The following is a 24432-nucleotide window of genomic DNA, read 5'->3' as shown; positions in this document are numbered from 1 at the left end:
CCAAAACGACTTTTGACTACACAGTAAACAGCATACTGACAACCTACTATTTATAAAGTAAGAAAGCAAAGATGTCAGTATGCTGTTTTACAATTTAGAGAGCAATGCCAATATCCAAACGAAAACTTCTGTTGATAACGGATTTATATCCCAATAAATTCAATCCTGTAAATGGTGTGTTTGTTCAGCAGCAGGCAATTGAACTTTCCAGGTATTATCAGGTTCAAGTTGTTGCTGCTTGTGATAAAAATCCTTATCTTGTATATGAACATCATCAGGATGGCTTTCCCGTAAAACTAATCTGCTATCCCTATTGGCAGAAGTATTTTTTAACTTCCCTGATAACATATAGAATATTGGCTTTACCAGCCATAAAAAGGTGCTATAAAAGATTTCAGCCCGATTTAATTCACATTCACGATTATCGTCATATTCCGGAATTATTTTGGCTGAAGCCCTGGCTAAATAAGCTTTCTGTTCCCAAATATCTCACTTTACATAATATACGGACTCATCCTGAACGGCTAAAAAATAACCCCCGGATTGGTTTTTACCGTTGGGCTTTAAAGAAAACACTAACTGGTTGGGATCATATTTTTACCGTAAATAGCAAAATAGCTAAATGGGTAAAACAATATAACCCTGCTTCCAAAGTAACGATAATAGGCAATGCTATTTCAGAGTTTGCTGATGTTGGTCCGCAATTAATAGAGCCATATAAAAATATTCTGTTAGCTGATTATTTTCATCTTATCAGCATAGGTAACCTGTTTACCGAGAAGGGCTTTTCCTATTTGATTGAAGCAATATACTTATTAAAAAAGGAAGGACTTCAAGTTCAGCTCATTATAGCAGGGGATGGAGATAGAAGAAAGGAACTGGAAAATCAGGTTAAAACAAAGAACTTGAACGAGGAAGTGATATTCCTTGGCAGAATTGAGAATACACTGTTAAGAAATATCCTGCCTTTGTTTGATTTATTTGTTCTGGCAAGCTATAGTGAAACCTTTGGCATTGTATTTCTGGAAGCAATGTTTGCCGGCTTGCCTGTAATTGGCATTAAAGAAGAGGGTATCTATGGTTTGGCAGAAGACGGTAAACAAGCATTATTTGCAGAGCCCAAAAACAGTAAAGACCTGGCTGCTAAAATTAAATTACTGATGATGAAGCCACTTTTAAGAGAGGAGATAGCTAAAGCAGGACAAAGATTGGTGCAAGAGAAATATATGCTAAAGGAACTTATTAAAAGAATAATAGCGGTTTATGAACAAAAATAAGATACTGATGATTATCAACGAATTTCCTCCCACAGGTCAAAGCGGAGTTCAAAGACCTTTGAAATTCGTTAAATATGCCGTAAAAGCCGGATGGGAAGTGCATATTATTGCTCCTAAAAAGCCGGTAAGAAAAGTGGTAGATTATTCCCTTCTGCAGGAAATACCCAAAGAAGCACATATTTACAGAGTTGCTGGCTTAGGCATTAAGACCCCGGATGAAAGCAAAATGGTAAATGCCCATTTTGCGGAAACAGCTCCACCTTCCAAGATAGAAAGAGCATTTTGGAGATTGGCAAAGCTGGTAAATGACTTTCTTTTCCCTTATGATAAACAAATCGGCTGGATGCCTTTTGCCTATTATACTGCTTGTAAGATTATTAAAAAGCAACAGATTAGAAATATTTACATCACTGCTTTTCCCTATTCTGCTTTTCTGGTTGGTTTGGCTCTTAAGAAAAAGTATCAGGACAAAATTTTCTGGGTAGCGGATTATAGAGATTCCTGGCAGTTTGGCATAATGATAGAAAAATTAGTATTTCCCTTTCGCTTGAAAACTATCCGTAAAACGGATGATAAAGTTCTGGCAACTTGTGATGCAGCTGTTTTTGTAACTCCGGAAACCCGATTGGAATATATAAACAAACATAGCTGGTTGAAAGAAAAGTCCTATTATATTCCCAACGGCTATGATGAAGATGATTTTACGGGTATTACACCGAAAAAGTTTGATAAGCTGACTCTTGTTTTAATGGGCAAGCTAACTAAGGTTTATGGTTCTCCCTTAAATTTACTGAAGGCACTGGAGGACTGCTTTCCGAATAATTATCAGGTAATCCATATCGGCAATATAGATAAAGCTATTTTGCACAACATAAAAACCTCCGGTTACACGAGTTATAATTATCTTGGCTATCAAAAACATAGCGACGCAATTGCCTATTCCCTGGGAGCAGATATCAATTTGATTATCCTAAATGAAAATCCCACTGCCAAATATTGGTATCCAGGCAAACTTTTTGAACTTTTACGCTGTGGGAAACCTATTCTGGCTTTAGGACCAAAGGAAAGCAATCTGGAGAAAATATTAAGCGCTACCAAACGAGGCAGATACGCCTATATAAACGATAAAGAACAAATAAAAGCCCAAATTGAATATATCCTAAAAAATCACGATCAGTTTGATACCTCTCCCGAAACGATTAAACAATATTCCCGAGAAGAACTATGCAAACAGTTATTGGCAATATATGAAAAAGGTTAATCCAGTAATTCCTGAACGCGTTTAAATACCATATCCGGAGTAAGCTTAAGCAGACAATCCAGTGTGCACTTTGGTTTCTTTTTCTTATCTATGCAGGGAGCGCAGTCAACAGGATAGCGAATTATATTACTATTATTTGAAAAAGGAGCTGTCTGTAACTCGTTGGCAGGACCAAAAATAGTTAACCCCTTTATTCCAAAGCAGGAAGCAATATGTCCTAAACCGGAATCGGTATTAATAAAGAAATGTAATCGGGAAATTACGGCAGCAACATTTTCCAGAAGAGCATTTTGCAATAGCAGGGTCTTAGTTCTTGCCTGAATTGCTTTTCCTACTTCAATTTCATCGGGACCTGCAATAATCAAAATAGGATAATCATATTGCCTTTTAAGCTTTTCTATTAAAGCAATAAAATATTCCTTATTCCATCTTCTGCGTTTATTTTTAGCCATAGAGCCGGGATGTATGCCGATAACCTTTTTTCCTGTCAGATTGTTTTCAGCCAGGAAATTCTCTGCCCATTGATGATTTGCTTCCGTTAAATGAAAATAGGGATATAAATTTAGTTCATTTTGACGAGCAATTGCTTCTTCCCAGGAAGGCAGATTTAGGAAACTTTGAAACAGAGTATAGTTACTTCGGGTTCTGGAAAGAAGAGGATTAAATTTAACATAGACGGATAAACCCGGATAGCGAAACTTTTTATATTCTCCAACCTTGATTTCCGCCTTTAAGAGTAACATAAAAAGCCAGGTTTTCCAGGGGCGAACTCCGGAAGAAAAAAGGACAGCTTGATACTTCTCTTTCCGTAGTTGGAAAAGAGTAGGAAGCAGTAAATTTGCTTTCCAGCCAGTAAAATGAATTTTACTAATAAAAGGAGCATCTGTTACAGGTATTGCAGCGGACTTCGGGAAAAAAAGAATTTCCAGTTCCAGCAAAGGATATAAGGTCTTTACTGCTTGTAAAACAGGAGTTAATAAAATCAGATCACCAATTCCCCAAGTATGAATAAGTAAAACTTTTCCCTGTGTAACTTTTTTCATTGTAAAGACCTTAAGCCGTTTTATGCAAGAATTTTTCCCCAAGACCTTTCAAATCAGCCATCGTTTCCTGACATAAATCAATAATATCTTTTCTCGTTGGCAAGAGGTATTTTAGCATTTTGCCCTGGCTGTCCTTTTGTTCAAAATAAACAATTAAAATAAACCAGAGAAAATAGGAAAAACTGGTGCTGAGTGCAGCTCCGTTGATTCCCATAACGGGAATCAGCCAAAGATTTAAGCCAATATTAATTACTAAAGCCACAGCGGGAAGGATAATACTGATTATAGGAAAACCCTTACTATTCAAGTAATTATTAAACAGCGAACCAAAACTTAAACCGTAAACAGCCGGCATTAACCAAAAATAAACATAATACACAGGCACAAATTGAATTCCAAACATTATGCGCATTATGAATTTGCCCAGAAGACCAAAACCCAAATTTGCCAAAGTTATGAAGAAAAAGAACAACAGAAGGGTCTTCTTCAGAAGCAGCCATTTACTAATATCATCATCTATATCGGAAAGCTTTACAAACAATAAACCCCCTACAAGGTTTGAAGCAATCTGAATAAAATCTACAATATGTGCCGCCATAGAATAAATTCCTACTTCCTTGAAATCCAAAAAATGCTTGATTATTACAATATCGGCTCTAATTAGTAACATAATGAACAGAGAAGAAAGAAAAACACGAAAACCATAACTGTAAAACAGCTTAACTAACTTGAAATTTAACTGCTTATACCAATTAGTCCATTTGGTTCGCAATACCAAATAAATAACACTGCCAAATAAACCTGCAACAGTAAAAACCAAGACCGCATTAATTCTATCTACTTCTAACAGAGCAAAATAACCAATAAGCAAAAGAACAAAAAAGATAGCGGAACTTAAAAAATGCGCCAAAGAATTTTCCAGAATTCTATCCATTCCCATATATATTGCCTGTAATTGCATAAATGCCTTATTAAAAGAAATAAACATTATTAAAAGGATCATTTTTGCCGGGGTAAGAGGATAACCAATCAATTTACTCCAAAAATCCAGAAAAACAATTCCCAGACAGCTGAAAATAAGCAATTCCAAAAACATCGTAAGAATAGTCCAGCCAAACATCGTTTTCACTTCATCAGTATATTTACGCACTAAATAAGGATAGCTTCGGAAAATTCCCCAATCCAAAATCATCCAGATAAAACCTCCTAAAGTAATTAAATAGCTGTATTCACCTTTTAAAGTTAAACCTAAATACCTGGCACTTATCCAGCTGATTAAAAAGGAAAGAATTAGGATTACTATCCTGAAACTGCCACTGGTAACGATATTTTTCTTCAGGTTTATCTGGGACATTTTTCTCTGTTTTTGGTGTGTAAATTTTGGTTTTTACTATAAGTCATAATCCCATAATGATTATACCGTCCTTTTTGTCAAATGGAAAACAAAAGTAGGGGTGGGTTGGTTACCGCAGATTTTTTTACACCGAGAACACTGAAAACACCGAAAACACCGAGATTTTTTTTAATTCTTTTTTAGACCTTCAGGGCGATACAATGATAGCGATGGTGGCGTCAGCCCCTCGGAAAATAAGGTTTAGATGGTTGAGAAGGTTTAGTTACAAATGGGAAAAAAACTCTCCGCTCTTCGCTCTTAGCCCTCTGCCAAAAGCCCTTCAGGGCGACACAATGATAGCGATGGAGGTGTAAACCCCTCGTTACAAATGGAAAAAAAACTCTCCGCTTTTCGCTCTTAGCCCTCAGCCAAAAGCCCGTCAGGGCGAAACAATGATAGCGATGGTAGCGTAAACCCCTCGTTACAAATGGGAAAAAAACTCTCTGCTCTTCGCTCTAAGCCCTCAGCCAAAAGCCCTTCAGGGCGACACAATGATAGCGATGGTGGCGTAAGCCCCTCGGGAAATGGAAAATGAAGAATGAATTAAGTCAGGAGTCGTCATCGCTTATATAATTTTAACCTTTACCTCAAATTATTTTAGCGATGAGGACTCGTGACGACTTAGATTTTTTACAAAGAGAAAAGAGAAAAAGAGATTTAATGAATAGCGAAAAATGGAGATAGCTCCGAAACCATAATAATAACCTCAGTGTTCTATGTATTTTCGGCGTAAATCAAAATTAAAATCAAAACTCCATGTTTTTTTATTGTGAAGTGTAAGTGGACTTAATTTCCTTGACAGTTAACAGCTTGATTTTATCAGGAACTTTCAAGGTAAATGCAATGTTAACTTTATATAAGACACAAAGAAAAGGACAATAAATGGTAATCGCGAAGATAGTATTCTGGATTTCCTGGCTACTTTTAGCTTACCACTTTGTTGGTTATGGATTATTCTTATTTATCATAACTTCCCTGTTTAAAAAAGCAAAGATTTCAATTCCCGCACCGGATGTCTATCCTTCCATCACTGTAATATGTTCTGCCTACAACGAGGAAAAGGTTATAGAAGAAAAAATCCGTTCCTTTTTACAGCTGAATTATCCTAAAGACAGAATAAAAATGATTATTATTTCTGATGATTCTACCGATAGAACCAATGAAATTGTGCAAAAATATACCGATCAAAACATTTCTCTGGTAATTCAAAAGCCAAGAGCAGGCAAACAAAATGCTCATAATCTTGTGTTACCTTTACTGGATACCGATTATGTTTTATCTACCGATGCCAACAGTATTTTTACTCCCGATTGTGTTCAACTTTTAGTAGCTAAAATGCTTTCTGATAAAAGGATAGGTCTCGTTTCTGGAGAAGTGAAAATGGTTAAAAGAGGCAGTAAACAATCGGGGGAAGCTCACTATTGGAAATACGAGGCATTTTTAAAATTGATGGATTCACGGCTAAAAACTTTAATCGGAGCTAATGGTCCTATCTATTTGATTAAAAGAGAACTTTTTTCGGAAATTCCCTCAAACAGTCCTGATGATTTTGAGCGGGTTTTACTTACTTTAAAACGAAGATTTATAGCTGCTTATGAACCACAAGCCATCATTTATGAAGAAGTTACCGAAAAAGCGACGGAAGAAATATCCCGAAAAGTGAGGATTATTACCCAGGAATGGTGTGTTTTGAAACGCAATATTGAGTTATTAAATCCGTTTCGTTATCCCGCTGTAAGTTTTATTTTATTTTCGCACAAAGTGTTACGCTGGTTATTCTTTGTTTTTGTATTGACAGGATTTGTCAGTAACGCTTTTTTGTTGCAGTTTGGTTTTTACAGGATTGTTTTTATTTTGCAGGTGATTTTTTATTTGCTTGGAACTATAGGACTTATAAGTCAGGAAAAAGGTCACCATATTCCTTTAACTGGAATTCCGGGATATTTTGTAGCGATGGTCTATTCCTCAGCTCTTGCTTTTTGGAACTTCCTGCAAAATAAGAAGATTAATTTATGGCAGCCAGTGCGCTAAGGAGAAAAAATGAATATTCTAATTACCGGCAGTAACGGTTTCGTCGGTTCCAATTTAATGTGGGAACTGGAAGAAGACGGGCATACTGTAATCGGTATTGATATCAGTGAACATTGCGAAGGGAAAAAGCATCCCCAGACGCTGAAAGGAGATATCAGGTCGCTAAAGGATTTAAACAGGGTTGCCTCTGTTTTTTTACAAAAGCAGCAATGTCCTCTGGAACTGATTATTCATTGCGCAGCAGCGAAGAATGACTTTGGCGTTTCCCGTCAGGAATATTATAGTCATAATAAATACGGCACCAAAACATTACTGAATTTTGCTTGTGAGCAAGGCATCAAGAAGTTGATTTATATCAGTTCCGTTGGCGTTTTTGGTCATCCGGAAGGTAAAGCCAATGAGGATTTTCCTTATAATCCGGATACTGATTATGGCGCTTCAAAACTGGCAGGAGAGTTGCTTTGTATCAAGTGGCAACAGCAATATCCGGAACACGAACTTATTGTTTTGCGTCCGGCAGCTATTTTTGGTCCCGATAATTTTACCAATACTTATAAACTTATAGATACTTTACATAGAAGACCCTATTTAACTATCGGCGAAGGAAATCACATTAAAACCATCGTTTCCATCCATACTGTGATTGATATGATTCGTTTTGCAATGCAGAAATTAGCCCCTGGATACGAACATTATAACTGCATTGATGAGCCATATTTAACCTTGAAGGAATTAATGGAGCTTATTTGTTCGCATCCAGGTTTCCAAATGCCCCGCTTTAAAATCCCCTTGAAAGCGGCAATTGGCATTGGAAGATTGTTTGATATTCCCGCGAAACTTTTTTCTATAGACCTTCCCGTAAATAGTGAGAGGATGCGTAAATTAGGAACCGCTACCTATTTTACTGCTGAAAAAGCCAAAAAAGATGGCTTTGTGCAAAAGATGTCCCTAAAAGATAGCATCACCGAGATGTGCGATTGGTATCTTTCTATAAACAAATAACATAACAGGAGTATTTTGGATGAAAACAGTGAAAATCGGATTAATTGGCTGTGGCCGCATTTCAAAAAATCACCTTGATGCCGTTTCTCAAATTCCGGAAGCGGAGTTTGTTGCCGTTTGTGACCTTGTGGAAGAAAAAATGCAGGCGGTAGCGGAAAATTATGGGATTAAAAATCTTTATAACAACTATCAGGATATGCTGGAAAACGAAAAGTTAGACCTCGTTTCAATTTGCACACCAAGTGGCTTGCATCCTCAAATGGGAATTGATGTAGCAAAACATAAAATCAATGTGTTAACCGAAAAACCGATGGCTACAAACATTGAGTCAGCCGATGCTTTAATCCGGGCTTGCGACCAAAATAAGGTGAAACTTTTTGTAGTTAAACAAAATCGCCTCAATGCCACTATGCAACTCCTTAAAAGAGCTATAGATAAAGGACGCTTTGGCAGAATCTATTTGGCGGAGTCCAATGTTTTTTGGCAAAGACCTCAGTCCTATTACGATAACGAAAAATGGCGTGGAACCTGGGAATTTGATGGTGGTGCCTTTATGAATCAGGCAAGTCATTATGTGGATGCACTTTATTGGCTTTTAGGAAATGTGGATAGTGTTATGGCTTACACGGCAACTATGGCTCGCCGAATTGAAGCGGAAGATACGGGTTGTGCTATCTTGCATTTTCGCAATGGCATAATAGCAACTATCAATGTTACAATGTTAACTTATCCCAAAAATTTTGAGGGCTCTATCACGATCATCGGGGAAAAAGGAACGGTTAAAATCGGTGGCGTGGCTGTAAATAAAATAGAAAAATGGGAATTTGAGGATTACGATGATGATGATCGCATTGCTCAGGACGCCAATTATCAGCCACCAAATGTGTATGGCTTTGGTCATAATCCCTACTATCGCAATGTGATAGATGTCCTTTTAGGCAAAGATGTCCCTTCCACCGATGGAAGAGACGGCAGAAAATCAGTGGAAATTATTCAGGCAATTTACCGTTCTGCCAAAACCGGAAAGCGCGTTTCTCTGCCTTTATAAAGTAAGGATTTTTTTCCCCTTAAGGTAGCAAAATCATTTAGCATACAATTTCAGACCTTGGGCTGCCGAATTTCAATTCGGAAAAGGGAATACCGAAAATGTTTTTGGAAAACTATCTGATATCATTTCTATGTTCATAATCCCTTTGTCATTCCTGCGAAAACTGGAATCCAGATATTTTTAATCTATTTAACTGAATTTTTAATATTGAACATATTATCTGTGCCAAATTGGAATTTACCACCCTTTTTCCCCTCAACTATGTTTTTCTGCTTCATCTTTTTTTGCCTGCATAACCATCTAATAATCCAGTAACACTCAAGTAACAACCCCGTAACGGAACTACGGAAGTGTTACGGAAGTGTTACGGTGTCGTTACTTAATCAACTATATAACAAGCAATTACGCATCTTAAGGTAAAAAACAGTTTACAACGGGTTTCAACCAGGCAATAAACAAGCAAAAGAAGGAGAAAAAAGTCCCGGTAGGACGACAGATAAAGAAAATAGGGATAAAAAATCTTTCGGAAAAAAAGCAGGATGAATTATCAGACAAGAAACTTGGAATTTATTCTAAAAATACCAGTTCGGTCATTTTAACGGAACTTTTTTTAGCTAAGAATCTCCATTTTTCGCCGGGTTCAAAACCCGTCGTTATTTTTCTGCCCTTCCTACGGAATTTTTTCTGCTATTTACATATTATGAATATGGAGATAGTATGAAAAATTTAGCAAAGCGATTACCCGGTTCTCAAGAAAATATTTGTTTTTTCTTCTAATTGCTCTATAATATATTGTAACGCAAATAATATCAAGGAGAAAAAAATGGATACAAGAGAAGGTATGCCCTTGCTGGGGGATTATTTCCCCGAAATGACCGTCGTTACAACTAAAGGCAAAATGACCCTTCCCAATGATATGGCAGGAAAGTGGTTCGTTTTTTTCAGTCATCCGGCTGATTTTACCCCTGTTTGCACTACGGAATTTGTCTCCTTTCAAAAACTTTATCCCAAGTTCAAAGAGCTCAATACTGAACTTATTGGATTAAGTGTAGATCAGGTTTTTGCACATATTAAATGGGAAGAATGGATTAAAGAAAATCTTGGTGTTACTATCCAATTTCCTATAATTGCCGATACCGGTGCTGTAGCAAAACGCTTGGGTCTTATTCATCCCGGGAAAGGAACAAATACTGTCCGTGCTGTATTTATTGTTGATGCCAAAGGTATCATTAGAATTATCCTCTATTATCCCCAAGAACTGGGACGCAATATGGAAGAAATTCTGCGTGCCGTTAAAGGAATGCAATTTTCAGATGCTAACGGTTTCTCTATGCCTGCAAACTGGCCTAAAAATGAATTGATTGGAGACAAAGTGATTATTCCTGCTGCTGCTACTGTTGCCGATGCCAATACCCGTATTGCTAAAATTAAAAAAGGGGAAATTGAGGGCTATGACTGGTGGTTTTCTTACCGGGATGCCAAACCTAAACAGGAGAAAAAAACGGTAACACAACCAAAATCTTCTTCCCGCACAAAAAAGAAATGAACTAAAGAGGCAGTTGAAAAACTGCCTCTTTTTTTAACCCCCAATAATACAGCAGCAATAATGGTTAATATTATTTCCAGATGCATTAATCATATATTGGAGAAAAAAATTCCGTAGGAATGACAGTTAGATAACGACGAGTTTTAACCCGGCGAAAATATATCTCTATGAAAGAAAAAGAGTTCCATAGGAACGACAGGTATTAACAACGGGTTTTAACCTGGTGCAAAGAGAAATATGAAACAACTTATCTCTTTTGTTAAGAATGAGTTCCGTAGGAACGACAGGTATTAACAACGGGTTTTAACCCGGTGAAGAAAAACATCAGAGAGCCATTATCTCATTACCCTGCAATGAGTTCCGTAGGAACGACAGGTATTAACAACGGGTTTTAACCCGGTGCAAAGAGAAATATGAAACAACTTATCTCTTTTATTAAGAAAGAGTTCCATAGGAACGACAGATACTAACAACGGGTTTTAACCCGGTGCAAAGAGAAATATAAAACAACTTATCTCTTTTGTTAAGAAAGAGTTCCGTAGGAACGACAGGCATTAACAACGGGTTTTAACCCTGAGCAGAAAAGACAAATTTTGCATTTGGTTTGCTGAATTCTAATTTGCCATAAATAGAGAACATTTATTTTTCAGTGTTCTGCAAACTATTTAGCAAAGAGATAATTTGCCAACCCATTTTTTCCACAACTACATTATTTGGGTTGAATTTTCTCAACCCTCTCAACTTTCTCAACCCTCTCAACCACCTCAACCCTCCCAACATTATTTTCCTCCCTTGGAATATATTATGCTTATCTAAATTATACGCAGTCAGACACTTAAAAAAATATAATTAAAATATATGCAGGAGGAACTAACAATGAAAAGACCTCTTTTCTTTATACTGCTCATTCTTGCTTTTATGGGCTTGAATGCAAATGAACGAATTCCCATATATAGTTCACAATTCCTGGAATATTACGGTAATGGTCTTACTTTGCCTAACGGGGATATTCTCTTTTTTACCAATGCCTCTGATGAATATGGTAACAATATTGTGATGAACAAAATAACCGTCATCGGCGAAAATGTGTCCTCTGAATCAATAGACATTACCAACGCACCTGGTGATGAATATATCATTAACCAAATTTTAAGTTCTGATGGATGCGTTATTTTTACCTATAATTTCCTGGCAGAGGATGTTGATTATTATTATGATGATGAAATGTATATTCAAAAGGTTACTCTTAGCGGTCAAACCTTATGGGGTGAAATGGGAAAAAAGATAACCCGGGATTTTACTGATTATACCTTAGTTCCTAATAATTTAGGTGGTGCCTATCTGCTTAATGATGGCAATTCTTATGATGAAGCCAAACTTTATGGCTGGAATTTTAACGCTCAGGGTAATAACCTCTGGCAATCGGATATAATTTTGGAAATGCCTTGCTTTCAGTTATTCTTAAATAATATTCTTGCTGATGGAGCAGGGAATATCATCTTAAACTTAATGTTAAAAGATTCTCCGGAAAGCTATTGTTACAGCCATTTAATCAAACTTTCTCCCGAGGGTAATATTATTGGTAATAATCCCTTACTGCCCCAAAGCCAATTTTCCGGGTTATACCAAATTTACAGTGATAGAAACGGGAATTATGTTTTATGGAAAGTTATTGATTCCAACCTTACTTTGCAAAAAATGGACTCCTCGTATAATTTGCTTTTGCCGCAAGCAATTACTTATCAGCATAGTTCCGATAGCGAAATTTCCAATCTCGGATTTTGTGCAGACGGCAGCTTATACTATTCAGCAGAACGCAATTATCCCCTTAATCCTTTGATTTATAAATTAAATCCTGATTTACAACCAAGTTGGACTACCCCTGCGGAAATTCCTTTCTACTTTAATTATTATTATCGTACTTTTCGTATAGCCAATGATAATTCTTTATATTCGGCATATATTGATTATTTGGGTTCTAATGGTAATTTCCCTAATTCATCTATAATGCTTACCCGGATTAATTCTGCAGATGGCAGTATTGCTTTTCCGTTCACTTGTGTTTCCAGTCAGATATTTCCCAAAGGTGCAGCAAGAATTTTTAATTCTTCCGATAAAGCCCTTGTTTTATGGTATGATATATCCGACATCAATTTTGAAGTTCGATGTCAACTGGTTGCACCTTCAGGTTCTATTTTATTGGAACAGGAAGGCAGAACTCTTCAATATAGACATACAGGTTCTGTGAATAATTATCAGGTCGTTAATTTGCCTCAGGGTGCCTGCTATGTTTATGAAATAATGGATACCTGTTTCAACTTAAAACTCTATTACCAAATCTGCGATGATAACCTTTCTCCCTTACTGGGGGAATATGGAATAGAGCTAAACCCCGATTCCAGCGAAGCAGAATGGTTAAAAAAAATTATACTGACACCCCAAAACCAGATTGGTATCCTCTATTTAACTCAAAATGCTCAAGATGTATTTAGTTTATATTATCAAGTGATAGATAATACAGGTACAGTTTTATTGCCCGGTAGGGGTATCCTGATTAAAGAGGCGGTTACAAATCCTAATTATAACTATCAAATGACTTGCGTGGATGACGATATAATCATTGCCTGGGAGGAAATATATTCTCTGCTGAACACAACTATTATAAGAGGCCAACGGTTACATAATAACCTTCCCCAATGGGATGCAGGAGGAAAAATTCTCAAGCAAAGCACTCCGTATGAATGCAGCTTGGTGAATATTTGTGAAAATTATCTCGTTTATGATGATCATAGTTACACTAACTATTCCTATGGAATAAGGAAATTGGATACCGATGGAAATCCTGACCCTTCCTGGCTGCTTACTGACTATATCACAAGTGGCACCCATTCTTTTTTAATACAATCTTGCTCACTAATGGGTGATGAAATGGCTGTCTTCTATATTAAAGAATTCATTGCGGGTTTGTATGCCAGGTATGATTTGTATGTTCAGAAATATAATAGCCAGGGATTACCTTTATGGGGAACTTTGGGAATTCACTTAGATACTACCGAAAATATACCTATAAGCGTAGCAGGTGTTAATTATGGAGATAAAATATTTTTTGCTCTCCAAAAATACGATCCGTATTTATATATAAACTACATGTCTTATAATTTGATAACTAATAATGGGACTATAATTTGGGATAACCCGGAATCCTTTTCCACTGAAATATTTTACGAGACCAATGATTTTAAGTTGATACCTTATAACAACGATGTTTACTCCATTCTTTGGCTGTCTGTGCGTAGCGATAATTTAAGTAAAATTAATCATCATTATGTCCTCTCTGATGGCTTTCTATACTATAATCAAGCTGAGATAATTGATAAATCAGTTAAAAGTATTTCTGATTTGCAAGTGCTTAATAAAGGAAACTACTGCCTGGCAAATTACCGCCTCAATAAATACTATATAGAATACAAAAGTGCAGCCGGAGGACTCCAATCCTCCGCATCCAATGAATCCAGAGGACACCGATCCTCCGCCTCCGACCCCAAAGGGTTTTCCTATGAAGTAAAATCCCTCTTTGCTTACAAAATCCCTTCCGAACCCGTTTTCACGGATGACCCTCTGCAACCTCCTGCCACCCTTTCTTGCTGTAACTATCCCAATCCCTTCAATCCGGAAACCACAATCAGCTTTGAAATTCCTAAAACGGACAATGTCTCTCTCCAAATCTATAACCTCAAAGGACAGCTAATCCGAACTCTTGTTAACGATTATCTTCCTGCCGGAAAACAATCTATAGTTTGGAATGGAACCGATAACAATAATCAACCTGTCGCCAGCGGTGTCTATCTTTATAAAATAAAAACAGGTAAATTCACCAAATCCGCTAAAATGCTCCTGCTGAAATAAACTTTTTCAAGTTAAGCTGCTATTCTATTTCAGTATACCATTTTAGGGCGAAAATTTCTTTGTCATTCCTATGAAAGCTGGAATCCATACATTATCCAATAAAAAATAATTTGCTTTTCTAAGGAACTGCATTATAATATAATTAGGTTAAGGTGGAGAGGAATTTTTCTGGTAGCTAAAAAAAAGCGGTTGACAAAAAAACTGTCTTTTTAAGGATGGCACAACCTGCTCTGCATTAGCGGGGCAAAGATGTTCTTTTATCCATTATATAGAGTGCGCAAGTGAGAAAGAAGCTCTTGTCAGTTTTTACAATCATTTTAGTAATGATGGAGAGTTTGATCCTGGCTCAGGACGAACGCTGGCGGCGTGGATTAGGCATGCAAGTCGAACGGTATAAACCTTTCGGGGTTTAGAGAGTGGCGAACGGGTGAGTAACACGTAGGTAATCTACCCTCAAAACGGGGACAACCCAGGGAAACTTGGGCTAATACCGGATGCGTGCAAGCAATGTTTTGGTTGTTAATGCTATTCACGGAAGTGAGTAGTGTTAATGGTTGAGAGCATTATTTGCATAAAAGGTGGCATTTGCTGCCGTTTGAGGATGAGCCTGCGTCCTATTAGTTAGTTGGTGAGGTAATGGCTTACCAAGGCGATGATAGGTAGGCGGCCTTAACGGGTGGTCGCCCACACTGGGATTGAGAGACGGCCCAGACTCCTACGGGAGGCAGCAGTCGAGAATAGTCTACAATGGACGGAAGTCTGATAGTGCGACGCCGCGTGAACGAAGAATCCCTTCGGGGTGTAAAGTTCTTTTATACGTGAGCAGTGCCCTTTATATGAATAGTATAGAGGGAGGGATTTAAGCGTATGAATAAGCAACGGCTAACTCCGTGCCAGCAGCCGCGGTAACACGGGGGTTGCAAGCGTTGTCCGGAATTACTAGGCGTAAAGTGCAGGTAGGCGGATAGATAAGTTTAAGGTTAAAGGCTACGGCTTACCCGTAGTAAGGCGTTAGATACTGTTTATCTGGAATGCGGTTGAGGGAGACAGAATTCCTGGTGTAGCGGTGGAATGCGCAGAGATCAGGAGGAATACCGAAGGCGAAGGCAGTCTTCTAAGCCGATATTGACGCTAAACTGCGAAGGTGTGGGGATCAAACAGGATTAGATACCCTGGTAGTCCACACAGTAAACGATAATCACTAGGTGTTGGGTTCGTATAGGACTCGGTGCCGGAGCTAACGCGATAAGTGATTCGCCTGGGGAGTACGATCGCAAGGTTGAAACTCAAAGGAATTGACGGGGGCCCGCACAAGCGGTGGAGCATGTGGTTTAATTCGACGCAACGCGAAGAACCTTACCCGGTCTTGACATCTGCAGAATTCTTCAGAGATGGAGGAGTGCCGGCTTGCCGGAGCTGCAAGACAGGTGCTGCATGGCTGTCGTCAGCTCGTGTCGTGAGATGTTGGGTTAAGTCCCGCAACGAGCGCAACCCCTGCTTTCAGTTGCCATCATTAAGTTGGGGACTCTGGAAGGACCGCTGCGGTAACAACGCAGAGGAAGATGGGGACGAGGTCAAGTCATCATGGTCCTTATGACCGGGGCTACACACGTGCTACAATGGTAGTTACAGAGGGGAGCGAAGCAGTGATGTGGAGCGAATCTCAGAAAAGCTACCCAAGTTCGGATTGAGGTCTGCAACTCGACCTCATGAAGCCGGAATCGCTAGTAATCGCGCAACATCATGGTGCGGTGAATACGTTCCCGGGCCTTGTACACACCGCCCGTCAAGTCAGCCGAGTGGAGTGCACCCGAAGGAGGTGAGCTAACCCGTGAGGGAAGCAGCTTTCGAAGGTGTGCTTTGCGAGGAGGACTAAGTCGTAACAAGGTAGCCGTACCGGAAGGTGCGGCTGGATCACCTCCTTTATAAGGTGTTATAACAGACAAGATGAACTTTCTCCTTGCCACTCTATTTATCTTTTTATTTTTTTTTATGAGCTCGGGCTTGTAGCTCAGCTTGGTTAGAGCGCACGCCTGATAAGCGTGAGGTCGGCTGTTCGAGTCAGCCCAGGCCCACCAGTTCTTTTAGAAGTTATATAGTGTGTATCCGTGAGTGAGAGAGTAACAAGACACAGAGGATAAATTATATGGTGAAAGCAAAAAGGGCACAAGGTGGATGCCTAAGCACCAAATGGCGAAGAAGGACGTGGCGAACTGCGAAAAGCCTCGGTGAGCTGTAAGCGAGCTTAGACCCGGGGATATCCGAATGGGGCAACCTGGCAGGTGGAAGACCTGTCATTCCGCGAGGAAGGCGAACGGCGTGAACTGAAACATCTTAGTAGCGCCAGGAAGAGAAAATAAGAATGATTCCCTCAGTAGTGGCGAACGAACGGGGAAGATGCCTAAACCGGTCTTAAGGCCGGGGTAGAGGGACAGCGTTGTCTGGATATTACTTATAGACGAACCGATCTGGAAAGGTCGACCGGAGGGGGTGACAGTCCCGTAGTTGAAATAGGTAATATTTGGTAGCTGGATCCCGAGTAGCCCGGGGCACGAGAAATCCTGGGTGAATCTGCGAGGACCATCTCGTAAGGCAAAATACATTTGGTGACTGATAGCGTAGCAGTACCGTGAGGGAAAGGTGAAAAGCACCCCGGGAGGGGAGTGAAATAGAACCTGAAACCTTGTGCTTACAAGCGGTCAGAGCAGGCGTCAACTATTGGAAGTTGGGAGGTTGAGAGGTCATTCTCAGCTATTAACTTTCAATAGTTGACGCCTGTGATGGCGTGCCTTTTGCATAATGAGCCAACGAGTTAATGTCATAAGCGAGGTTAAGTATTAGAGGTATGTAGCCGTAGCGAAAGCGAGTCCGAAGAGGGCGTATAAGTTTATGGTATTAGACCCGAAACCAGGTGATCTACCTATGGTCAGGTTGAAAGTTGGGTAAAACCAACTGGAGGACCGCACCAACCGTCGTTGAAAAGGCGGTGGAGGAACTGTGGGTAGGGGTGAAAGGCCAAACAAACCTGGAGATAGCTGGTTCTCTCCGAAACATATTTAGGTATGGCCTCAGTGGAGATTATTGGAGGTAGAGCACTGAATGGGCTAGGGGGCTTACACGCTTACTGAACCCAATCAAACTCCGAATGCCGATAATTGCTCACTGGGAGACAGGGCGCGGGCGATAAGGTTCGCGTGCGAGAGGGGAACAACCCAGACTGTCAGCTAAGGCCCCGAAATAGATACTTAGTGCGTAAGGATGTTCAATTGCCCAGACAGCCAGGATCTTGGCTTAGAAGCAGCCATGATTTAAAGAGTGCGTAACAGCTCACTGGTCGAGTGGTAGGGCACCGAAGATAATCGGGACTGAAGTATCTTGCCGAAGCTGCGGACTTGCATATATATGTGAGTGGTAGGAGAGCATTGTGTTTGCGCAGAAGGTGTATTGTGAGATATGCTGGAGCGGGCACAAGAGACCATGTTGGCATGAGTAACGATAATGCGGGTGAGAAACCCGCACACCATAAGCCCAAGGATTCCTGAGTAAAGTTAATCTGCTCAGGGTTAGTCGGTCCCTAAGGTATAGCGATAAGGCGAAGCTGATGGGAATCAGGTTAATAATCCTGAACCTGAGTATTGAGTGAAGGAGTGACGCGACGGTGCTGCAAGGACAGCTGTTGGAATAGCTGTTGAATGCAGGTAGGAAGTGGGGCAGGTAAATCCGTTCCACAAATATTCCGAGATGCAGGACGAGGCGTAAGCCGTAAAGCTTGTTTAGAGACGTTGCCGAGAAATAGCTTCTAGCGTTAATCAATATTCAGACCGTACCGCAAACCGACACAGGTGGGCGAGGAGAGTATCCTAAGGTGTTCGAGTGAACTCTGGTTAAGGAACTAGGCAAAATTACCCCGTAACTTCGGGAGAAGGGGTGCCCCGTTATCGTGATTAGTCAGCGCTATGAGCGAGAGGGGGCCGCAGTGAATAGGCCCAAGCGACTGTTTATCAAAAACACAGGTCTATGCGAAGGCGAAAGCCACGGTATATAGACTGACACCTGCCCGGTGCCGGAAGGTTAAGTGGAGAGGTTAGCCTGCACTAATTTTATCATTGTGAAGAGGGAAAAGTGAAGAATGTATAATTTACAATGTATAATGAATGTGAGAGATGGTGAAATTAGTGCAGGCGAAGCTTCGAAATGAAGCCCCGGTAAACGGCGGCCGTAACTATAACGGTCCTAAGGTAGCGAAATTCCTTGTCGGGTAAGTTCCGACCTGCACGAATGGTGTAACGATTTGGGCGCTGTCTCAACCAGGGACTCGGTGAAATTGAAGTAGCGGTGAAGATGCCGCTTACCCGCGAACGGACGGAAAGACCCCGTGAACCTTTACTGTAGCTTGGCATTGTAAATTGGTGCAGTATGTGTAGGATAGGTGGGAGGCTATGAGGCGTGCACGCCAGTGTGCGCGGAGCCAGCGTTGAAATACCACCCTTATTGTATTGATTTACTAACGATAGAGCAACTATTGGACATTGCCAGGTGGGCAGTTTGACTGGGGCGGTCGCCTCCGAAAGAGTAACGGAGGCTTACCAAGGTTCCCTCCGGCTGGTTGGTAATCAGCCATAGAGCGCAAAGGTATAAGGGAGCTTAACTGCGAGACCGACGGGTCGAGCAGGTGGGAAACCAGGTCTTAGTGATCCGGCGGTTCTGAATGGAAGGGCCGTTGCTCAAAGGATAAAAGGTACTCCGGGGATAACAGGCTGATACCGCCCAAGAGTTCATATCGACGGCGGTGTTTGGCACCTCGATGTCGGCTCAACTCATCCTGGGGCTGAAGAAGGTCCCAAGGGTTCGGCTGTTCGCCGATTAAAGAGTTACGCGAGCTGGGTTCAGAACGTCGTGAGACAGTTCGGTCCCTATCCTTCGTGGGCGCAGGAAATTTGAGGAGCACTGCATTTAGTACGAGAGGACCGGTGTGGACGAACCTCTGGTGTACCGGTTGTGATGCCAATTGCATTGCCGGGTAGCCAAGTTCGGTTAGGATAACCGCTGAAAGCATCTAAGCGGGAAGCCAGCTCCGAGATAAGATTTCCCTATAGAGAGGTTGGAGACGACAACCTTGATAGGTTACAGGTGTAAGCGCAGTAATGCGTTGAGCCGAGTAATACTAATAACTCAATTGGCTTTCACCTTTTATTTTACTCTTTGTGCCTGATATCTCTCCTCACGGAATACTATTGCTAATGACCTGTTTACTTTTAGACCTTTTCCGCCGTTAGCGATGGTGGTTATAGCAGCAAGGGTACACCTGTTCCCATTCCGAACACAGCAGTTAAGCTTGTCTGCGCCGATGGTACTGCACGGGCAACTGTGTGGAAGAGTAGGTCGCCGCCATCGCTAACGGCGAATTTTTTGGAGTCGAGAAGTAGAGAGTTTTAATTTGCACCCTTATGATTTTATTCTTTACGATATCTTTGGTGCCACCTATGATTAGTGATGACCTTAAACTTTATCTCTCACAGATTTCACGAATAACACAGATAAAAAATTTAGTTTACGCAGATTTCGCAGAGTATTATTTAATAATAATCATTACATTTTAATCCGGTTGATCCAGTTTTCTGCATTCTATCTTTTTGTCGTCACGAGTCCTCACTGCAAATGAATTTGTGGGTTATGTATAATTTTTGATGGCAGTGACGACTCCTGACTTGCGTCTTTTTTCGTTTTGCTTTTCTAAAGACCTCAAGACCTTTCCGTCCTTGCCATCAACACATAATCAACCAATGATGCACCTATCATCCACTCATCATTTTGGATGGGTTGATGATGGGTAGCGAGTTAGGAAGAAACAAAGAAAAGGGATAAATCGCATTGTCCTATAATATAATTTCCCTATTGAAAATACAGTTATTTTGACAGAACTTGTCCAGATTCCTGCTTTTGCGGAATGACAAAGGAATTTTCCTTCAAAATTCACATTAGAAAGGAAGGTGATGAATCTTTAGCTTGACAACTGGTTACAAATTATTATAAATGCGCTAAAAAAGATTGGAACATTTATTTATCAAATTGAAAAGAAAGTTATTATATTAAATATTGTTTGGATTTCTGCTTTCGTGGGAATGACAAGACATTTATCAATAGTAAAATGACATTAGGAGATGGAACAATGAGGATAGACCCGAAAAAGTTAGAAAAATATCTGCGCTATTTCTTTATGCTGTTAACCTGTTTAGTTATTGGCTACAACCTTTATTTGAGGCAATGGGAGACACTTTGGTCAGCGGTAATGACTTTGTTGCTGTTTATGTTACCGACGGTGCTGGAAAAAAGAATTGCTATAACAATTCCTACTTCCATGCAAATCATAATTTTACTATTTATATTTGCCTCAATGTACTTGGGAGAAATTCACCGTTATTTTTATCGTTATCGCTGGTGGGACAGGATGTTGCATACGGCATCCGCGGTAATTTTAAGTTATTCAGGTTTTATTTTAATTTATTCTATGAATAAGGATTATAAGGTAGATATGAAATTAAGTCCGAAATTTATGGCGCTTTTTAGTTTCTGTTTTGCGATAATGGTTTGTGCCTTATGGGAAATTTTGGAATATACCATTGATGCCATTTTTGGGGTGGATATGCAAAAAGCGCGGAATTTGGAAAAGGTCTACGGTTTTTTTGACACTCGTTTAGGGGTTAAAGATACAATGAAGGACTTGATTATAGATGCTATTGGCGCGTATGTTGTCTCTTTGATAGGATATTTTCATTTGAAGAGAAGAAAGGATGAGGATTCGGCTTTTTGGTCATTGCATAAACAGTTTATGAAAGATAATCCGGAACTTTTCGGAATGGCTGAAGAAGAGAATAAAATAGATATGAAATGAACAGAATAAAAAAATAAAATAGATTAGGGATGAACAGGATAAAAGGGATTTATGGGATTTTAAAAAACAATATTTGCAAAAAAGCCCGTAGGGCGATACAATGATAGCGATGGTGGTGTAAACCCCTCGTAAAAAAAGGTTGAGAAGGTTTAGAGGGTTGAGAAGGTTGAGATTTTTTAAAAGCCCGTAGGACGACACTTTAATAGCGATGGTGGCGTAAGCCCCTCGTTAAAAATGGGAAAAACGCTCTCTGCTCTCCGCTCTTAGCCCTCTGCCAAAAGCCCCAAAGGGCGATACAATAATGTAGAAGGTGGTGTAAACAGTCCAAATTAACTAATATAGGCAATTTTCACTTTACCCTTGAATCTTCAATTGTAAAAGTATAAGGAACAAACCTTTAAATAAATCAGGTTCCCGATGCTGGAATCAAATAATGTTACTACCTTTCCTAAGCATCTTTATAATTCATTATACATATTTTTATACCGGATGCAAACATACTATTACAAAAATGGCTTTACTAACTTAATTCTCTATATTGCATATCCTAGTAAAAATCATATTACCCTTTATTCAAGACCGTATATTATTCGTTAATCTAACCTTAATCAAGCGTTAATTATTAAGGAGTGATTAAGGGCAGATAAAGAATTGATTGACAGTTTTAAGCAAGAAAATAAAATGACCCAAAAATTATGGAGGTTATAATGAAAGTAACTGTTAAAGAAGGAATAAAGGGATTTTCCGGCAAGCTGGATGGTGCTATATATTATTATCATCCCCGCTTGAAACGGACTTTGATGCGGCGAGCTCCCCAAATGCCAATCCAGGAAAAGAACCTGGAATATGCTGCCATCGCCAAACAAATTAAAGCCATCAACCCTTCGGATGCATATCGCAGCGATTTTAAAAATTACCTGAACCTTTTGAGAGATAGGGATGATAGCGTGCGTGTGCCCTCCTGGTATTCTCTTTTTGTGAAAATGCTGTGGGCAATGCAAGCTAAATATCCGGAACAGGTGAACCTGAAAACTATCACCAAAACCCAAATCCTGGAACAGCAATTACCCTGCCGTTCGGTAAAAAATGCTGTGGAAGATGATTTACTACCCAAAGTTCCGGGCTATCAGTATCTGGATAATGAAATTTAGTACTTTTTTCCTATTAAAATAATCACTTGTTAATATGAAAAAGAAAAAAGGGAAAATACAAATAATTAAGAAACCGGGATAAATTAGGTAAATTTAGAGTAAACACTCTTGAAAACCCACCTTTGGCTTTTGTAAAATGCCGGAAAAACGGTGTCCTCGCCGTCCATAAGAGACCTTATCTTATCGTTACTGCAAAATTATCGGTATTGATATACAGCGTAAGAGGGGGTTGACGAGGACGTCAACACTCCGACATCCCAGAAATTTTGGGTGCAGATAAGATAAAAAAAGAAGATAAAAATAATTGGTATTCTCATTTTAACGAGGGGCTTACGCCACCATCGCTATTAAAGTGTCGCCCTTTGGGGCTTTTTGGGAATTCCGGAATAACGGGGTTCCTTACCATTTATTTGATAATTATATGCACCTCTTAAGAGAAATTATCAATAGGGACTATTTTTCCTTTACTACCTATCCTTTACTGTTTTATCTTGCCTTACAAAAAAGGAGAAATTTCTCTTTCTAAAGCTGCCAAATATTTGTTATCCGATATCCAGACCTTCAATGATGAATTTAGGGAAATTAATAGAACCGTCGGGAAAATATATAATTAAATCATATTATAGCCCTATAACTTATCATTGCCTTTTAGTTTCCAGTTCCTGAAATTTGCAATTATGTTCCAATCTAAGTATATAATAAGCATATTTTATATTCTGTTAATCTTAATTTGGTATTGAATTCAATAGTTCCTATTTATTCACATAAAGATTCTATTATCATTCTTTTGATGTAAATTTGCCTTCGTAAAGAGTCCCCGCAGCTCCAAATTGAATATTTTCTATATATAGTTCGGCGTTATTATCAAACACTACTGCATGTAATCGGTATGGTTGGTTAAATTTATATTTAGTAAATCTTGTATTCTTCTTAATTAGTTGTTTAGAATCATGATGCTGTACTGAAGGTGCAAGGCTTAATAATGGGATATAACACTTACTCCATTCGGGATTAAAGAAAAAGGTCTGCAACCCTATATAAAGTTTTGAGCTTGGCTCGTTCCCGGTAGAATCCCAAGGTACTCTAAAGCTAAATTCAAAATTAGGGTATGCCAATAAATTTTTTTCAGCTTTGTAAAACTTGATTATTCCAGTCATAGATGCATTTTTTATATTTGCTTTGTAGCCTGCCTTAGGCAAATTAAAATAAACACCACCATAATCAACTATAATTTTGGGAGTTTTTCCATTCGGATTTTTTTCTATTATTACTGTTGAATCTTCCCGTGTAAATTGGTTCCAGGCACTAACCCATAAATTTTTATCATATAACTGATTTTCACTTAAATGAATAATTTTATTGCTATCTGGATACTGAAAATTAATCTCAATATCCTCTATACTTGCTTTGCAATTCCAAGTGCTAAAACCAAAGGTACCTCCTTGCAGATCTGGAATTGGTACAAAAGGTCTTTTACTAATCAGATATGAAAAACCCGATATAAGTCCCAATGATATTATAATAATTGTTAAATAAACTTGCGTATGCCTTATAATAATATCTAATGAATACTTTTTCCTGGGGAATAAATGAATTATAATATTTAATATTGCCCATAAAAAGAAAGCATATAAGAATATTAAATATGAATTGAATTGAATGTCAAGGAATTTTTTTCTTAGAACCAGAAAAATACCTATAAGCATTAATAACTCAATAATTATCATAATAATATACCCAAACAAAATCAGATATACTTCTTTTTTAATAAAATAATACTTTGCTTTATTTAATCTTTCTCCCTTCATAAATTCTCCAGTTGAGTCCCAAATGTTGGTGTAAATTCCAACTCTTTATTTATCAGGTTCTTTGAGGAAATTCT

At 39.1% G+C, this 24432-nt stretch carries 12 protein-coding genes, 1 tRNA gene and 3 rRNA genes; 13 read left to right on the top strand and 3 right to left on the bottom strand.

What is annotated here, in order from left to right; genetic code table 11:
• Positions 1 to 104: 104 nt before the first annotated feature.
• Both CLOAM_RS07365 and CLOAM_RS07360 read left to right on the top strand, forming a co-directional pair.
• Positions 105 to 1277: a glycosyltransferase gene (locus CLOAM_RS07365; protein WP_015425268.1), complete on the top strand. Its 1173-nt coding sequence runs from the start codon at positions 105 to 107 to the stop codon at positions 1275 to 1277.
• Positions 1264 to 2538, top strand: coding sequence for a glycosyltransferase family protein (locus tag CLOAM_RS07360; RefSeq protein ID WP_015425267.1), 1275 nt, complete (start codon positions 1264 to 1266; stop codon positions 2536 to 2538). Before CLOAM_RS07365 ends, CLOAM_RS07360 begins: the two co-directional genes overlap by 14 nt.
• Here the strand turns inward: CLOAM_RS07360 and CLOAM_RS07355 are convergent.
• Positions 2535 to 3581, bottom strand: a complete 1047-nt coding sequence (locus tag CLOAM_RS07355; protein WP_044279062.1) for a glycosyltransferase family 9 protein — start codon at positions 3579 to 3581, stop codon at positions 2535 to 2537. The genes CLOAM_RS07360 and CLOAM_RS07355 overlap by 4 nt on opposite strands.
• Before the next feature lie 10 nt (positions 3582 to 3591).
• Positions 3592 to 4935: a lipopolysaccharide biosynthesis protein gene (locus CLOAM_RS07350; RefSeq protein ID WP_015425265.1), complete on the bottom strand. Its 1344-nt coding sequence runs from the start codon at positions 4933 to 4935 to the stop codon at positions 3592 to 3594.
• Between the two features lie 921 nt (positions 4936 to 5856).
• Here CLOAM_RS07350 and CLOAM_RS07345 point away from each other — a divergent pair.
• The 11 genes from CLOAM_RS07345 to CLOAM_RS07295 all read left to right on the top strand — a co-directional run bounded on the left by CLOAM_RS07345 (position 5857) and on the right by CLOAM_RS07295 (position 22550).
• Complete coding sequence (locus tag CLOAM_RS07345) at positions 5857 to 7005, top strand: glycosyltransferase family 2 protein (RefSeq protein WP_015425264.1); 1149 nt, start codon at positions 5857 to 5859, stop codon at positions 7003 to 7005.
• A gap of 9 nt (positions 7006 to 7014) precedes the next feature.
• Positions 7015 to 8007, top strand: a complete 993-nt coding sequence (locus tag CLOAM_RS07340) for an NAD-dependent epimerase/dehydratase family protein (protein WP_015425263.1) — start codon at positions 7015 to 7017, stop codon at positions 8005 to 8007.
• Positions 8008 to 8026: 19 nt separating this feature from the next.
• A complete protein-coding gene (locus CLOAM_RS07335; RefSeq protein WP_015425262.1) occupies positions 8027 to 9055 on the top strand; it encodes a Gfo/Idh/MocA family protein in 1029 nt (342 codons plus the stop codon).
• Positions 9056 to 9878: 823 nt separating this feature from the next.
• Entirely contained in the window at positions 9879 to 10601 is a 723-nt protein-coding gene (locus tag CLOAM_RS07330; protein WP_015425261.1) for a peroxiredoxin, read from the top strand.
• An 876-nt stretch (positions 10602 to 11477) separates the two neighbouring features.
• Positions 11478 to 14507: a T9SS type A sorting domain-containing protein gene (locus CLOAM_RS07325; RefSeq protein ID WP_044279061.1), complete on the top strand. Its 3030-nt coding sequence runs from the start codon at positions 11478 to 11480 to the stop codon at positions 14505 to 14507.
• Positions 14508 to 14830: 323 nt separating this feature from the next.
• Positions 14831 to 16432 (top strand): 16S ribosomal RNA (locus CLOAM_RS07320).
• A gap of 75 nt (positions 16433 to 16507) precedes the next feature.
• Positions 16508 to 16585, top strand: a tRNA-Ile gene (locus tag CLOAM_RS07315).
• Positions 16586 to 16655: 70 nt separating this feature from the next.
• A 23S ribosomal RNA gene (locus CLOAM_RS07310) occupies positions 16656 to 19697 on the top strand.
• Between the two features lie 87 nt (positions 19698 to 19784).
• A 5S ribosomal RNA gene (gene rrf, locus CLOAM_RS07305) occupies positions 19785 to 19901 on the top strand.
• Together the 16S, 23S and 5S rRNA genes with 1 tRNA gene alongside form the textbook arrangement of a ribosomal RNA operon.
• A gap of 775 nt (positions 19902 to 20676) precedes the next feature.
• Positions 20677 to 21399 carry a hypothetical protein gene (locus tag CLOAM_RS07300; RefSeq protein ID WP_044279060.1) on the top strand — a complete coding sequence of 241 codons (723 nt, stop codon included), beginning with the start codon at positions 20677 to 20679 and terminating at the stop codon, positions 21397 to 21399.
• Positions 21400 to 22106: 707 nt separating this feature from the next.
• Positions 22107 to 22550 (top strand): hypothetical protein, encoded by a 444-nt coding sequence (locus CLOAM_RS07295; RefSeq protein ID WP_044279059.1) that lies wholly within the window; start codon positions 22107 to 22109, stop codon positions 22548 to 22550.
• A 779-nt stretch (positions 22551 to 23329) separates the two neighbouring features.
• On the opposite strand, the gene CLOAM_RS07290 is transcribed toward CLOAM_RS07295, so the two are convergent.
• On the bottom strand, positions 23330 to 24358 hold the full coding sequence (locus tag CLOAM_RS07290; RefSeq protein WP_015425254.1) for a hypothetical protein: 1029 nt from the start codon (positions 24356 to 24358) through the stop codon (positions 23330 to 23332).
• Positions 24359 to 24432: the final 74 nt, after the last annotated feature.

The sequence above is a fragment of the Candidatus Cloacimonas acidaminovorans str. Evry genome (assembly GCF_000146065.2).
Taxonomy (GTDB): Bacteria; Cloacimonadota; Cloacimonadia; order Cloacimonadales; family Cloacimonadaceae; genus Cloacimonas; species Cloacimonas acidaminivorans.
The sequence above is the reverse complement of the archived record's forward strand: the minus strand, read 5'-3'. Positions and strand labels throughout refer to the sequence as shown.

What these genes read in the sequence shown, in the direction of transcription:
- CLOAM_RS07365 (WP_015425268.1), top strand. Translation starts at nt 105, where the DNA reads ATGCCAATATCCAAACGAAAACTTCTGTTGATAACGGATTTATATCCC.
- CLOAM_RS07360 (WP_015425267.1), top strand. Translation starts at nt 1,264, where the DNA reads ATGAACAAAAATAAGATACTGATGATTATCAACGAATTTCCTCCCACA.
- CLOAM_RS07355 (WP_044279062.1), bottom strand. Translation starts at nt 3,581, where the DNA reads ATGAAAAAAGTTACACAGGGAAAAGTTTTACTTATTCATACTTGGGGA.
- CLOAM_RS07350 (WP_015425265.1), bottom strand. Translation starts at nt 4,935, where the DNA reads ATGTCCCAGATAAACCTGAAGAAAAATATCGTTACCAGTGGCAGTTTC.
- CLOAM_RS07345 (WP_015425264.1), top strand. Translation starts at nt 5,857, where the DNA reads ATGGTAATCGCGAAGATAGTATTCTGGATTTCCTGGCTACTTTTAGCT.
- CLOAM_RS07340 (WP_015425263.1), top strand. Translation starts at nt 7,015, where the DNA reads ATGAATATTCTAATTACCGGCAGTAACGGTTTCGTCGGTTCCAATTTA.
- CLOAM_RS07335 (WP_015425262.1), top strand. Translation starts at nt 8,027, where the DNA reads ATGAAAACAGTGAAAATCGGATTAATTGGCTGTGGCCGCATTTCAAAA.
- CLOAM_RS07330 (WP_015425261.1), top strand. Translation starts at nt 9,879, where the DNA reads ATGGATACAAGAGAAGGTATGCCCTTGCTGGGGGATTATTTCCCCGAA.
- CLOAM_RS07325 (WP_044279061.1), top strand. Translation starts at nt 11,478, where the DNA reads ATGAAAAGACCTCTTTTCTTTATACTGCTCATTCTTGCTTTTATGGGC.
- CLOAM_RS07300 (WP_044279060.1), top strand. Translation starts at nt 20,677, where the DNA reads ATGAGGATAGACCCGAAAAAGTTAGAAAAATATCTGCGCTATTTCTTT.
- CLOAM_RS07295 (WP_044279059.1), top strand. Translation starts at nt 22,107, where the DNA reads ATGAAAGTAACTGTTAAAGAAGGAATAAAGGGATTTTCCGGCAAGCTG.
- CLOAM_RS07290 (WP_015425254.1), bottom strand. Translation starts at nt 24,358, where the DNA reads ATGAAGGGAGAAAGATTAAATAAAGCAAAGTATTATTTTATTAAAAAA.